This window comes from Gaetbulibacter jejuensis (genome assembly GCF_039524015.1).
In the GTDB taxonomy this organism is placed as follows: domain Bacteria; phylum Bacteroidota; class Bacteroidia; order Flavobacteriales; family Flavobacteriaceae; genus Gaetbulibacter_B; species Gaetbulibacter_B jejuensis.
Window position 1 is genome coordinate 430,489 of sequence record NZ_BAAAGF010000003.1, and the last position, 13,346, is coordinate 443,834.

General features: G+C 33.0%; 14 protein-coding genes. 7 read left to right on the forward strand and 7 right to left on the reverse strand.

What is annotated here, in order from left to right:
- Positions 1-64: 64 nt before the first annotated feature.
- From ABD011_RS11630 to ytxJ, 5 genes are all read right to left on the reverse strand, one after another.
- Positions 65-358 carry a hypothetical protein gene (locus ABD011_RS11630; RefSeq protein ID WP_343798438.1) on the reverse strand — a complete coding sequence of 98 codons (294 nt, stop codon included), beginning with the start codon at positions 356-358 and terminating at the stop codon, positions 65-67.
- A gap of 167 nt (positions 359-525) precedes the next feature.
- Positions 526-1,071, reverse strand: a complete 546-nt coding sequence (locus tag ABD011_RS11635; protein WP_343798440.1) for a hypothetical protein — start codon at positions 1,069-1,071, stop codon at positions 526-528.
- Positions 1,072-1,332: 261 nt separating this feature from the next.
- Positions 1,333-2,106, reverse strand: a complete 774-nt coding sequence (locus ABD011_RS11640) for a peroxiredoxin-like family protein (protein ID WP_343798442.1) — start codon at positions 2,104-2,106, stop codon at positions 1,333-1,335.
- An 11-nt stretch (positions 2,107-2,117) separates the two neighbouring features.
- The gene (locus tag ABD011_RS11645) at positions 2,118-2,573 is read right to left on the reverse strand and encodes a hypothetical protein (protein ID WP_343798444.1); all 456 of its coding nucleotides are present in this window, start codon (positions 2,571-2,573) and stop codon (positions 2,118-2,120) included.
- A 157-nt stretch (positions 2,574-2,730) separates the two neighbouring features.
- Entirely contained in the window at positions 2,731-3,117 is a 387-nt protein-coding gene (gene ytxJ / locus ABD011_RS11650; RefSeq protein ID WP_343798446.1) for a bacillithiol system redox-active protein YtxJ, read from the reverse strand.
- A gap of 190 nt (positions 3,118-3,307) precedes the next feature.
- On the opposite strand from ytxJ, the gene clpB reads away from it, so the two are divergent.
- The 7 genes from clpB (at position 3,308) to ABD011_RS11685 (ending at position 12,056) form a co-directional block, all read left to right on the forward strand.
- Entirely contained in the window at positions 3,308-5,917 is a 2,610-nt protein-coding gene (gene clpB, locus ABD011_RS11655) for an ATP-dependent chaperone ClpB (protein ID WP_343798449.1), read from the forward strand.
- Positions 5,918-6,054: 137 nt separating this feature from the next.
- On the forward strand, positions 6,055-6,921 hold the full coding sequence (locus ABD011_RS11660) for a TraB/GumN family protein (protein ID WP_343798451.1): 867 nt from the start codon (positions 6,055-6,057) through the stop codon (positions 6,919-6,921).
- Between the two features lie 243 nt (positions 6,922-7,164).
- Positions 7,165-7,827 (forward strand): deoxyribose-phosphate aldolase, encoded by a 663-nt coding sequence (deoC, locus tag ABD011_RS11665; protein WP_335975479.1) that lies wholly within the window; start codon positions 7,165-7,167, stop codon positions 7,825-7,827.
- Between the two features lie 90 nt (positions 7,828-7,917).
- The gene (locus tag ABD011_RS11670) at positions 7,918-8,427 is read left to right on the forward strand and encodes a histidine phosphatase family protein (RefSeq protein WP_343798454.1); all 510 of its coding nucleotides are present in this window, start codon (positions 7,918-7,920) and stop codon (positions 8,425-8,427) included.
- A gap of 48 nt (positions 8,428-8,475) precedes the next feature.
- Positions 8,476-8,934 carry an SsrA-binding protein SmpB gene (gene smpB / locus ABD011_RS11675; RefSeq protein ID WP_129760317.1) on the forward strand — a complete coding sequence of 153 codons (459 nt, stop codon included), beginning with the start codon at positions 8,476-8,478 and terminating at the stop codon, positions 8,932-8,934.
- Positions 8,935-9,049: 115 nt separating this feature from the next.
- On the forward strand, positions 9,050-11,515 hold the full coding sequence (locus tag ABD011_RS11680; RefSeq protein ID WP_343798458.1) for a DUF5686 and carboxypeptidase regulatory-like domain-containing protein: 2,466 nt from the start codon (positions 9,050-9,052) through the stop codon (positions 11,513-11,515).
- Positions 11,516-11,528: 13 nt separating this feature from the next.
- Complete coding sequence (locus ABD011_RS11685; protein WP_343798460.1) at positions 11,529-12,056, forward strand: hypothetical protein; 528 nt, start codon at positions 11,529-11,531, stop codon at positions 12,054-12,056.
- Between the two features lie 90 nt (positions 12,057-12,146).
- Here ABD011_RS11685 and ABD011_RS11690 read toward each other — a convergent pair whose 3' ends face one another.
- Together ABD011_RS11690 and ABD011_RS11695 are read right to left on the reverse strand one after the other, a co-directional pair.
- The gene (locus ABD011_RS11690; protein WP_343798462.1) at positions 12,147-12,689 is read right to left on the reverse strand and encodes a hypothetical protein; all 543 of its coding nucleotides are present in this window, start codon (positions 12,687-12,689) and stop codon (positions 12,147-12,149) included.
- Between the two features lie 11 nt (positions 12,690-12,700).
- Positions 12,701-13,342: a protein-L-isoaspartate(D-aspartate) O-methyltransferase gene (locus ABD011_RS11695; protein ID WP_129760321.1), complete on the reverse strand. Its 642-nt coding sequence runs from the start codon at positions 13,340-13,342 to the stop codon at positions 12,701-12,703.
- Positions 13,343-13,346: the final 4 nt, after the last annotated feature.

Sequence of the window (13,346 nt, forward strand, 5' to 3'; positions counted from 1 at the left end):
TTTTAAAGATAAGCCTGCAATAGCGATTGTTTACCAACATTAGCTTTAGTACTTCGTTTAACCCTTAATTTACTTCAATGTAAACACTATTTAATAGGTTGAAAGGATTTTCATCTAGAATTAATTCTTCCTCATTGTTAATCAATAATTTATTTGGACCTAAATTAGCAGAAGTTAATTCTCTAACTATAACATAGACATCACCATTAACAGCTTTTAAATCTATGATATGCGATTCAAAACCCTCAGGTGAGACATAATAAGATTCATTGTTTTTTAAAATTTCTCTTCGGGAACTATAAGGATTATTATCAATGTGAAATGCTACAGTATAAATATCACTCACATCAAAAGCCAAATTTACAATAGGTTGTTCAACAGTTGTTTCTATACCAGTTATGATATTTTTATAAAAACCTAATATATCAGAATTTCCTGTTATAGTACCGTAGGCATAAATATCATTCTCTTTTACTTTTATACCATATGCTAAATGTGAAGACTCAATAGGAATAAAGCTATTATTTATAAAAACACCTTTTTGATTATTATTGTTTTTTGAAAAACATAAATATTATCATCAATAACTTTAATTGAAGATTGTTGATGTCTATAAATACAATTTGAAAGAATAACTGTTTTTATACCATTTTTCCAATAAACTAAATCATAAATTGTTGGATTGGTTAAACTCTTTAAATATCCTATAAAATACACATCATTACTATCTATTATCATATCAGTTATATAGTCTAACTCATAGCTTGGTTCCTGAAATTCTTCATTTAAGTTTGTTAAGCTACCATTTTCCCATAGTATATATGTAGAACCACTACTTCCAAAAACATAAACATTATTATTATGAACAATAATTTTATTAGCAGTTGAAGTACTAAACCCACCATTATCTAAAGTGATTTCAGTGTTGTTTTTCCAATAAGTTGCATTACCATTTTTTTGTCCTGCAACATAGACATCAATTGTACTCTGGTTGTTGAGTTCAGAAATATCTTCACTATTACTACAATTAATAAAAAATAGTGCCAAAACAACTAAAACTAATTTTTTCATAAGAAACTTGTTTTTAAGTTTATGTAATATAGATGCATATTTCATCAAATGGTTGCGTTCATCTTTTAACAATAACTAGTTAAATTAATGAATTTGAAGTATTAAGCCTACTTTAAACATATGAATTAAATTATAATTATCCACTTCAAAACATAGCAATATAGCCAACTTAAAAACACCAAACAATACGTAACGTTACGTAGTTTTTAAGCAAAAAAAACACCCAATAAGGGTGTTTTTAATACTTTAAGTAATAATTAACTATTGTTTCATTTGCTTTAAAAAAGCAGTAAGATCACTAGGTTCTGCGCGTTTTCTATAGTCAGAATCTAAAAAGGCATAGCGTATAGTTCCATCAGTATCTATAATATACGTTGCTGCTAGTGGTAACTCGTTAGAGTCGTCACCATTGTGTTTGTTAAGGTCAAACTTTTGGTTATAAATTTTTGCTACTTCATCGGTAAGTTTAAAAACTACACCATACTCTTTCGCAACACCATTACCTATATCGCTTAGGACTTCAAACTCTAAATGGTTTTTTTCACTTGTGCTTATCGATTGGTCTGGTAACTCTGGTGTAATAGCTAGCAGATTAGCTCCTTGTGCTTTTATGTTTGGTAATTCTTCTTGCAAATAGCGCAAATTGATGTTACAGTAAGGACACCATCCGCCTCTATACCATACCAATACTACTGGTCCTTTAGCAAGATAATCTTGCAATGCTACTTCAGTGCCTACTGCATTTTTAAGCGTAAAAGTAGGTGCTGCATCGCCTACTTGCTTAGCGTTGTCTAATATTCCTGACTCTAATACAGCATCTAAACCATCTTTATAAATAGCTTTGGTTTTATCATCTGCTTGTTTACTAAAATTTGATTTACGAGCTTCAAGAGCTTCTGTTTGCGTAGGTGTTAGTTCTTCCATAGTGGCTTGTGGTGTTTCTGTTGTTGACTTTTCGTCTTTTTTTTGTTCTGTTTTACAAGAAAACGTTAAACTCATTACCAAGCATAGGCTTAGTGTTTTTAAAATGTTCATGGTGATAGTGTTTATATAGTGATTTGTGTTAATTGCTTTTGTTGCTTTTTTATAATCAATAGGTTTATAGCCGAAAAGATAACAATAGCGGCTGCAATATAAACTAGCAACCACTTAGGTTGCACACGCAAATAAAACTCAGCAAGCAAAGCGCCTACCATGGTGAGTAAGCCTAAAGTATTTGAATACGTGCTAACTGATATAAAGTTCAGTTTTTTATAAGATTGCAATTTAGTTTCAAATAGAGCAAACACTACTGTTGTAAAATACAGGGTTACAACTAGTAGAATTAAAATTCCTGTAAAAACTCTAAAAAAAGTAGGGTTAATCCCTAATGGTTTTGCCATTTCAATAAATGCGTTTACCGATATTTCCCAACCTGCAAGTTTAGAAATGGTGAATCTTACTAATACTAAACCCATTAACAAACTAGTGATTCCTATAATTGCTTTTTCAAATTTTCTCATTATGCTTATTTTATTTAGGGTTTGATATCTTTTTTGAACAAAAATTAATACTTAATAAAGTTATAGCGGTATACTATTCCACAAATCTAAACAATCGTTTAGAAATAAATTGTTAAGGTTTTAATAAAAACCATAAAATTTTAAATAACTAAAAAAATTAAAGTAGTGTACTTAACTCTAAATCGTTAATAGCACCATGCGAAGAAGCAGTAACCACTACTCCATTTTTTACCACTAGTAATTGTGGAGATTCATGAAATACACCAAAACGTTGCGCTATGGTATTGGAGATGTCTCGATAGGTCAATAAATCTAAATAGTACAAATCCACATCATCACTACTAAAAGGATATTGTGCTTCAAACTGTCGCATAACCATTCGACTAATACCACATCGTGTAGAGTGCTTAAAAATAAGTTGTGGTTTGGTTTTAGACTTTTCTTCTATAAAATCTAATTGTTGTATATCGTCTAAAAATATCCAAGGCAATACCTTTTCGTCTTTAGGTTCTGAAGAGCCAAATATGTTTTTTAAAAATCCCATAACATTTGTTTTTTTCATTCCGTCTCGATACGGAATTCATACCTTATACTACTAAGTCGTTCTAAACTTAAAATCTTACAAACTGACTAAAAGTCACGTTATAACTGCTGTAAAACGACATTTTGTCTCACAAAACGTGTTGGTAAGATTATTGACTTATACTCCACAAAGAAAGGAAAAATTTAAACACATGAACTTTAATAATTATACAATAAAATCACAAGAAGCGATACAGCAAGCGCAACAGCTTGCCCAAAGCTTACAACATCAACAAATAGAAAATGAGCATATTTTTAAAGCCATTACGCTTGTTGATGAAAACGTATTACCATTTATTTTAAAAAAGCTAAATGTAAACGTTCAGACCCTACAACAGGTTTTAGATAAACAACTAGAAAGTTTACCTAAAGTATCTGGTGGTGACATTATGCTTTCTCGCGAAGCTGGAAAAAGCCTTAACGAAGCAGCAATTATTGCTAAAAAAATGAATGACGATTATGTGTCTGTTGAGCATCTTATTCTTGCTGTGTTTAAGTCAAACAGTAAGATTGCACAAATGCTAAAAGACCAAGGCGTTACTGAAAAAGACCTTGTAAAAGCCATTGATGAGCTACGTCAAGGTGATCGAGTAACGTCTCAAAGTCAAGAAGACACTTATAACTCGTTAAACAAATACGCTAAAAACCTAAACCAATTAGCCAAAGACGGAAAATTGGATCCTGTTATTGGTCGTGATGAAGAAATACGTCGCATTCTTCAAATTTTATCACGTCGTACGAAAAACAACCCAATTCTTGTTGGTGAACCAGGAACTGGTAAAACGGCTATTGCTGAAGGTTTAGCACATAGAATTGTAGATGGTGACATCCCTGAAAATCTAGTTGATAAGCAAATATTTGCCTTGGATATGGGAGCACTTATCGCTGGTGCTAAATATAAAGGAGAGTTTGAAGAGCGATTAAAAGCGGTTGTAAAAGAAGTAACCACAAGCGAAGGCGACATTGTACTTTTTATTGACGAAATTCACACACTTGTTGGTGCTGGAAAAGGCGAAGGCGCTATGGATGCTGCCAATATTTTAAAACCAGCGTTAGCGCGTGGTGAGTTACGTGCTATTGGTGCAACAACTTTAGATGAATACCAAAAATATTTTGAAAAAGATAAAGCCCTTGAAAGACGTTTTCAAAAAGTTATGGTTGATGAACCTGATACCGAAAGTGCCATTTCAATACTTCGTGGTATTAAAGAAAAGTACGAAACACATCATAAAGTGCGTATTAAAGACGAAGCGATTATTGGTGCTGTAGAATTATCAGAGCGTTATATCACCAACCGTTTTCTTCCAGACAAGGCGATTGACCTAATGGATGAAGCTGCATCTAAACTACGTATGGAAATCAATTCAAAACCAGAAGAACTGGATGTTTTAGACAGAAAAATCATGCAGTTGGAAATTGAGATTGAAGCCATAAAACGTGAGAAAGATGAAGCAAAATTAAAGTCTTTACGTTCAGATTTAGCAAACCTAAAAGAAGAACGCAACGAAATTTACGCCAAGTGGAAAAGCGAAAAAGAAGTAGTTGACAATATTCAAAATACCAAACAAGCTATTGAAAACTACAAGCTAGAAGCTGAACGTGCCGAACGCGAAGGCGATTATGGTAAAGTAGCTGAAATTCGCTACGGAAAAATTAAGGAAGCCCAAGAATCGTTAGATAAACTTCAAAAAGAACTTCAAGAGAATCAATCTGGAAACTCATTGATTAAGGAAGAAGTCACTTATGATGATATTGCCGAAGTGGTTGCAAAATGGACAGGAATTCCTGTTACCAAAATGCTACAAAGCGAACGTGAAAAACTACTAAAGCTTGAAGACGAATTACACAAGCGTGTGGTTGGACAAGAAGAAGCTATTGCTGCTGTAAGTGATGCTGTAAGGCGTAGTCGTGCAGGTTTACAAAATCCGCAAAAGCCTATTGGAACTTTCTTGTTTTTAGGAACTACAGGTGTTGGTAAAACCGAATTGGCAAAAGCCTTGGCAGAATATCTGTTTGATGACGAAAATGCGATGACGCGTATAGATATGAGTGAATACCAAGAGCGTCATTCGGTAAGCAGATTGGTTGGTGCGCCTCCAGGATATGTAGGTTATGACGAAGGCGGACAATTGACCGAAGCAGTAAGACGCAAACCGTATTCTGTAGTATTATTGGATGAAATTGAAAAAGCGCATCCAGATACCTTCAACATCTTATTACAAGTACTAGACGAAGGACATCTAACAGACAACAAAGGACGTTTAGCAGATTTTAAAAACACGATAATCATTATGACTTCAAATATGGGAAGTCATGTGATACAAGAGCGTTTTGAAGCTACAAAAGATATTGATGCTGCTATGGAAGCCGCAAAAGTAGATGTATTAGCCTTATTAAAACAATCGGTAAGACCAGAGTTTTTAAACCGTATTGATGATACTATTATGTTTACGCCTTTAAGCAAGGAAAACATTACAGCTATTGTTGGTTTACAACTAAAAGGCATTACTAAAATGATTGCAAAACAAGGTATCACTTTTGACGCAACACCTGAAGCTGTTGAGTACTTAGCTGAAAAAGGTTATAATCCAGAATATGGTGCAAGACCTGTAAAACGAGTGATACAAAGAGAAGTATTAAACGAGTTAAGTAAAGAAATACTATCTGGAAAAGTATCTACAGACAGTATTATTTTACTAGATGCTTTTGATGATAAATTAGTATTTAGAAACCAAGGCGATTTAGTTTCAGAAGAATACTAAACACTGTAACAAATGTAGTTTTAAAACGTCTTTATATTGGTTGGTTAGTGAAAGCAGCACAAGTCTTTAATTAGAGGAGTGTTGCTTTTTTTTGTAACATTTTTAAGCATCTATACACTAATTAAAAAAACACAATTATGAGACACTTTACTTTTCTTTTACTGTTTGCGGTTAGTTTATTTTCAACAACTAGCACTGCTCAAACCCTTGAAAAATCTTTACTTTGGGAAATTTCTGGAAACGGATTAGAACAACCTTCTTATCTGTATGGAACCATTCACATGACCTGTGATGCTTCTTTAGATGCTAATATCAAAAAAGCCTTAGACGACACATCACTCCTAGTTTTAGAAATAGATATGGACGACCCTTCTATGGCAGTGAAAATGGCAAACGATATATATATGAAAGATGGTAAAACCCTTAAGGATTTAGTGAGTGCTGAAGACTACACAATTCTTAGTGACTTTTTAAAAACACAAACAGGAATGCCTGCTGAAATGATTGGTAACATCAAACCGTTTTTTATTACAGCTATGATGTATCCAAAACTTTTAGACTGTGCAGCAGTACAATCGTTTGAAAACGAACTTATGAAAATAGCTCACGAACAAGAAGAAGAAGTTTTGGGTCTAGAAACTGTAGAAGAACAAATGGCAGTTTTTGATCAAATTCCTTATAAAGACCAAGCACAGGACTTATTACGATCAGCTAAAGACAATATGAGTTTTGATAAAGCTGCTTTTCAAAAAATGATGGAACTTTATGTTGAAAAAGATATTGAAGGACTTGCTAAACTTATGGAAGAAGATGTTAATCTTACCAATACTAAACACAAAGATGTCATTTTAGACAACAGAAACAAAAACTGGATTGCTAAAATAGAAGACTTCGCTAAACAGCAACCTACTTTTTTTGGTGTTGGTGCAGGACATTTACCTGGAGAAAATGGAGTAATAAAATTATTACAGAAAAAAGGCTATACAGTAAAACCTATAATGTAAAAAAACAACATTCTCATTATCAATATAAAACCTCTTTCATAGAGGTTTTTTTATTGAAAACATTAGGAAACTTTAACGTCAACACAATAAAACTTTAGGTTTTCTCATTAAAATATATAAGATTATTTTACTAAATTTGAATTGCTATTAGTCCTCAAATTACATAAACTGTATTATTAACCTTTACTCACAGGTTCCCTCATGATTATGAAGAACTGTGAATAATACTATTAACCTACATCCATGAAGATCAATAAATATATTGACCACACTTTATTAAAATCCGATACCACAGAAAGGGATATTATCGACTTATGCAATGAAGCCAAGGAGCATCAGTTTTATTCTGTATGTATTAATAGCAGCTACGTAGCATTAGCAAAACAATTACTAGAACGAAGCAGTGTAAAGATTTGCTCTGTTATTGGGTTTCCTCTTGGAGCAATGAGTACCGAAGCGAAAGTGTTTGAAGCTAAAGACGCTATTGAAAAAGGAGCTGATGAAATTGATATGGTAATTAATATTGGTTACCTAAAAAGCAAAAACTATGTTGCGGTATTTAAAGACATAAGCGATGTTAAACTTGCTATTGGAAGAACACCTTTAAAAGTAATTATAGAAATTAGCGAACTTTCAAAAAATGAGATTATTAAAGCCAGTGAAATTTGCTTAGATGCTAAAGTAGATTTTATTAAAACCTCTTCTGGTTTTACAAAAAGTGGAGCTACACTTACTGCTGTAAAAATCATAAAAAAGACTGTACGCGATAATGCTAAAATTAAAGCCTCTGGTGGCATTAGAGATTACGAAACTGCAAAAAAATATATTGATGTAGGTGCTGATAGAATAGGCACATCCTCTGGAGTTGATATAATTAATGGCTCCTTAGCAACTGCCAACTACTAGCAGCTACAAATCAAAACTTTAACATATATTTATTATAGCAAATGATGATTACCCTCTATTTTTGGTAATCATCATTTGTTTTTATTTAGTATGAAATATGTTTTACTCCTAGTATTCACTTTTGGTTTAATACCAATGGTAAATGCTCAAGACGCTTCCCCTTCTGAAATTACAACCTACTATTTTATAAGACATGCAGAAAAAGACACTAGCGACTCTAGTAATAGAAATCCGCATTTAACCAAAGAAGGGCAATCAAGAGCTGTAAAATGGAGTACTCTACTTTCCAATATTAAATTAGATGCAGTATACTCTACCAACTACCACAGAACAATAGAAACCGCACAACCCTCTGCCTCAAAACACAATTTGGAGATCACAACCTACGATCCTTTTAAAATGGATAAAAAAGCTTTTATCGAAAACACCAAAGGCAAAACCGTATTGGTTGTAGGACACAGCAATACAACACCTGTGTTTGCAAACACAATTATTGGTGAAGAGGTTTACAAGCAACTAGACGAAAGCAATTACACATCATTATTCATTGTAACAGTTACAAATGGTGTTGCTTCACATCAATTATTAACCATAGAGTAAGCTTAGTTTCTTTTGGTAAATGCAAAAAAAGCGTAGCTTTGTGCTCCTATGCAAAAACCAGTAAACATAAAAAACAAAAGAGCTAAGTTTGAGTATGAAATTCTTGATACTTACACTGCTGGTATTGTATTAACTGGTACCGAAATAAAATCTATTAGAGATAGTAAAGCGTCAATTGCAGAAAGCTTTTGCGAATTTAATGACAAAGGCGAGCTTTTTGTTATTAACATGACCATACAAGAGTATGTGTATGGCAACTACTACAACCATAAACCTAAGGCTGAACGCAAATTATTACTCAACAAAAGAGAGCTTAAAAAACTAGAACGCGAAGTAAATGTAAAAGGAAACACTATTGTTCCTTTGCGAGTATTTATTACCGAAAAAGGCTTAGCTAAAGTAGAAATTGCTTTAGGAAAAGGTAAAAAACTATACGACAAACGCGATACGATTAAAGACAGGGACAATAAGCGAAATCTTGATAGAATTAAGAAAATTTATAAGTAATTTAGGATAGTTTAACAATTACAGCTAAAAATTATAGCTATGTTTGGTGTTCTTAAGGCAACCTTTTTATAAAAAAGTGCGTCTATTATTATAGAACCCATCAATCAACAACCTAATGAAACAAAAATTACTTCTTGCTCTTTGCTTTTTTACCGCTTACACCTCATTCGCTCAAATACAAGGTACAGTTACCGACAAAAACAACAAAGCACTACCTTTTGTAAACATTTACATTGAAAACACTTACACAGGAACCACCAGTAATACTGAAGGTTACTACGAGCTAAACCTGACCAAAACAGGAGCACATACTGTTGTTTTTCAGTTTTTAGGCTATAAAACTTTAAAAAAGAAAGTTGACATCAGTAGTTTCCCATACACTTTAGATGCTGTGCTAATTGACGAGGAAATAACACTTAACGAAGTAGTTATTAATTCCGAAGAAAATCCTGCCAATAAAATTATTAGGCAAGCAATCGCTAAGCGAAAAGAAAATCTTGAAAAAATCCAAAGCTATAAAGCCGATTTTTACTCACGAGGTTTAATTAGAATTAAAAACGCTCCTGAGAAAATACTAGGACAGGAAATTGGTGATCTTGGTGGTGGACTCGATTCTACAAGAAGTGGTGTTATTTACCTTTCAGAAACGGTTTCAAAACTAGAATTTTTAAGACCTAACAGGTTAAAAGAAAAAATAATAGCTTCAAAAGTTAGTGGAGACGACAATGGTTTTAGCTTTAACAATGCTATTGATGTAGATTTTGAAATTTATGATAATACTATTGAACTTGGTAATCAAATTGTTTCTCCTATTGCCAACAACGCTTTTGGGTACTACAATTACAAGCTAGAAGGTGTGTTTTATGATGACAAAGGTAATCTCATTAATAAAATTAAGGCGACACCAAAACGAGACAACGACCCAGTGTTTTCAGGGTTTATCTATATTGTTGAAGACCAATGGACCGTTTATGGAATTGAATTAGATATTACAGGTATTCAGGCAAAAATTCCTGCTGCTGACAAAATAACCATCACTCAAAACTACTCCTACTCTCAAAACTATGCTATTTGGGCAAAAATTTCTCAGGTTATTGATTTTCAATATGGCTTATTTGGTATAAAAGGAGATGGTCGTTTTACTGCGGTTTACAGCAATTACAGTTTCAATACGGATTTAACCCAAAAAGATTTTGGCAGAGAAATAGTCTCTTTTGAAGACGAAGCCAATAAAAAAGATTCTACCTACTGGAAAACACTAAGACCAGTTCCGCTTACTGACGAAGAAGTTTTAGACTACCAAAAGAAAGATAGCATTCAAGTGGTTAGAGACTCCAAAACCTACAAAGACTCAGTAGATGCTGTAAATAATAAGTTTAAATTAGGCGATATCCTTTCAGGTTACAATTATTCAAACACTTATGAAAACTGGAGTGCTGGTATCACTTCGCCAATATCAAAAATAAGTTTTAACACTGTTCAAGGTTGGAATGCAAATGTTGGTGGTTATTTCAGAAAAAACTATGATGATTATAAAAGATATTTAAGCATAAACGGAAATCTAAACTATGGTTTTAGTGACGACAGATTAAGAGGAACGCTTAGCGCAACATACAAGTTTAATGATGTTAGCAGACCATTTTTATCGGTTTCTGGAGGTGTTGTTGTACAGCAATTCAATTCTAGTGAACCTATTTCTAATCTGCTCAATTCAGCATATTCGCTATTAGCAGAAAAGAATTACATGAAACTGTATGACTTAAGCTATGTTAATGTAGCCTTTTCTGACGAAGTTTTTAATGGACTAAGACTTAACGCAAGCCTAAGCTACCAAAGACGAAAAGCATTGTTTAATACCACAGACCAAGCTTGGTATCCACAAGATGACAGGGATTACACTAGCAATAACCCAATAGATCCAACAGCTTATGGCGTTGCTCCTTTTGAAACACACAACATTATAAAAGCGAGTCTTGATGCAAGAATAAACTTTGACCAAGACTACTTAAGTTATCCTGATAGTAAATACAATATCCCAAACAGAAAGTTCCCAACGCTTTACTTAGGCTATGAAAAAGGGTTTTCGGCTTCAGTAGATGATTACAATTTTGACCAAGTAAAAGCAAGACTTACCCAAAGCTTTAATATTGCCGATAAAGGCCTATTTCAATACAACATAAAAGCAGGTAAATTCTTTAATGCTGATAATATTGCGTTTATGGATTACCAACACTTTAATGGTAACCAAACCCATATTGGACAAGGTTCATACTTAAATGTTTTTAATAACTTGCCTTACTATACTGCAAGTACAAACGATTCGTACTTAGAAATGCATGCTGAACACGATTTTAATGGGTTTATCCTTGGAAAGATTCCGTTATTAAACAAGCTTAATTTCAATTTAATAATTGGTGCACACAACCTTGCAACACCAGACAACAAACCTTATCAAGAATATACCATTGGTATAGACAATATTGGTTTTGGGAAGTTTAGATTTTTACGACTGGATTATTTACGTTCCTACCAAAGCGGATTTCAAAGTGATGCCATTTTGTTTGGTCTCAAGTTTTTTTAATTACTTTTGAAGTATGAATAAATTTTGCACCATTTTGTTTGTGTTGATAGCGTTTTCAACACAAGCACAAGACATCGCTACAGTTCCTGATTATACTCAAAATGTGAAATCGCTAGACTCTATTGTTACGACCTTATACAAGGTTATTTCAGGAGAAAAAGAAGAAGAGCGCAATTGGGATCTTTTTAAATATTTATTTAAACCAGAAGCTAAACTTATAGCATCTACAAAGCCTAAAGACAGTATTTACAGAGTACGCTATATGTCACCTCAAGACTATATAAAATCATCAGCAAAATGGTTGGTTGAAAATGGTTTCATTGAAAAAGAAATTCATAGAAAAACCGAAACCTTTGGCAAAATTACTCATGTTTTTAGCACTTATGAAGCCTATCATAGCAAGTTAGACAGCAAACCGTTTATGAGAGGTATTAATAGTATACAGTTGCTTTACGACGGAAAACGTTGGTGGATTATTAATTTATATTGGGCAAAAGAAACTGCTAAAAACCCTATACCTAGTATTTATTTACGAGATTAATGTTTTTTATTCTTTTCAGTTTTTTTCTTTGCAGGAATAAGTCGGAAAGATCAATCCATTCATCTTTCATGTATTCATATTTAATTAATTTTATTTTGTCCCGATTGGGTCATAAGGAATTCCGAATATTCCCTTTTTCAAATTCAATTTAATTTTTTGGTTTTCTTCTACTTCATCATATAGTGTTTGGCTTAACTTTATTTTTTCCGCTTGTCCAGATTCCGTTTTATTTGGGATTCTTCCCCAAACATAATTGTCTTTATTGCTATAATGGTCTTTGACAGAAATAATAAATGGCTCATTGTATTGTCCACTTTCTGAAATTCGGTTTAGTTTAAGTCCTGAAATTAATACTATTTTCTCAGTCATAGGATAAATTAGAAAAGACATAATTCCTATATATAAAATATGGTCAATTTTTTTCCATTTCCCGTCTGCAAGATTTTCTTCAAAGACCATGAAGAACGCAACAACAATTGAGATAAGAATCGAGACAAAGAATAGAGTATCTTTTAATTCATTAATGTCTCTTTTGAGGTAAATCTCAAATTCACCATGACTCAAATTATATTCGCACAACCAAAAGATTCCTATGAATATAACTCCAGTAATTATTCTATATAATCTTTTCATTTTATTGCCAACTAGTTTTTATCTTCAAGCATTGGCACAAACCTAAACTCACCAAACTCTCTTTGCTCAAAGTCTTTTGGTCCTTTTCTAACAAACAAGGTCATGGTTTGCACATCCTCTCCAACAGGAATCACCAAACGTCCACCAATTTTTAATTGACCCAACAAGGCTTTAGGTACCATTGGTGCTCCAGCAGTTACAATAATACTGTCAAAAGGAGCTTCTTCTTTTAACCCCTTATAACCATCGCCAAAAATTAATTTTTTTGGTCTGTAACCCAGTTTAGGTAAAAATTTGCTAGTAATTTTAAACAGCTCTAGTTGGCGTTCAATACTATACACAGTAGCTCCTAGCAAACATAACACAGCAGTTTGGTAACCGCTTCCTGTGCCTATTTCAAGTATTTTGTGTCCTTTTTCTACTTGTAATAATTCAGTTTGAAAAGCCACAGTATAGGGTTGCGAAATAGTTTGGTTTGCAGCAATTGGGAACGCTTTATCCTGATAAGCATGGTCTAAAAAACCAGAATCCATAAATAAATGTCTTGGTATTTTTCCAATAGCCTTTAAAACGTTGTCGTTTGTAATACCTTTTTCTTTAATGGTATTAACCAATTGTTGTCGTAATCCTTGATGCTTAAATGTATCTTTCAATGTA

Coding starts and splice junctions, on each gene's coding strand:
- ABD011_RS11635 (WP_343798440.1), bottom strand. CDS start 1,071: ATGAAAAAATTAGTTTTAGTTGTTTTGGCACTATTTTTTATTAATTGT.
- ABD011_RS11640 (WP_343798442.1), bottom strand. CDS start 2,106: ATGAACATTTTAAAAACACTAAGCCTATGCTTGGTAATGAGTTTAACG.
- ABD011_RS11645 (WP_343798444.1), bottom strand. CDS start 2,573: ATGAGAAAATTTGAAAAAGCAATTATAGGAATCACTAGTTTGTTAATG.
- ytxJ (WP_343798446.1), bottom strand. CDS start 3,117: ATGGGATTTTTAAAAAACATATTTGGCTCTTCAGAACCTAAAGACGAA.
- clpB (WP_343798449.1), top strand. CDS start 3,308: ATGAACTTTAATAATTATACAATAAAATCACAAGAAGCGATACAGCAA.
- ABD011_RS11660 (WP_343798451.1), top strand. CDS start 6,055: ATGAGACACTTTACTTTTCTTTTACTGTTTGCGGTTAGTTTATTTTCA.
- deoC (WP_335975479.1), top strand. CDS start 7,165: ATGAAGATCAATAAATATATTGACCACACTTTATTAAAATCCGATACC.
- ABD011_RS11670 (WP_343798454.1), top strand. CDS start 7,918: ATGAAATATGTTTTACTCCTAGTATTCACTTTTGGTTTAATACCAATG.
- smpB (WP_129760317.1), top strand. CDS start 8,476: ATGCAAAAACCAGTAAACATAAAAAACAAAAGAGCTAAGTTTGAGTAT.
- ABD011_RS11680 (WP_343798458.1), top strand. CDS start 9,050: ATGAAACAAAAATTACTTCTTGCTCTTTGCTTTTTTACCGCTTACACC.
- ABD011_RS11685 (WP_343798460.1), top strand. CDS start 11,529: ATGAATAAATTTTGCACCATTTTGTTTGTGTTGATAGCGTTTTCAACA.
- ABD011_RS11690 (WP_343798462.1), bottom strand. CDS start 12,689: ATGAAAAGATTATATAGAATAATTACTGGAGTTATATTCATAGGAATC.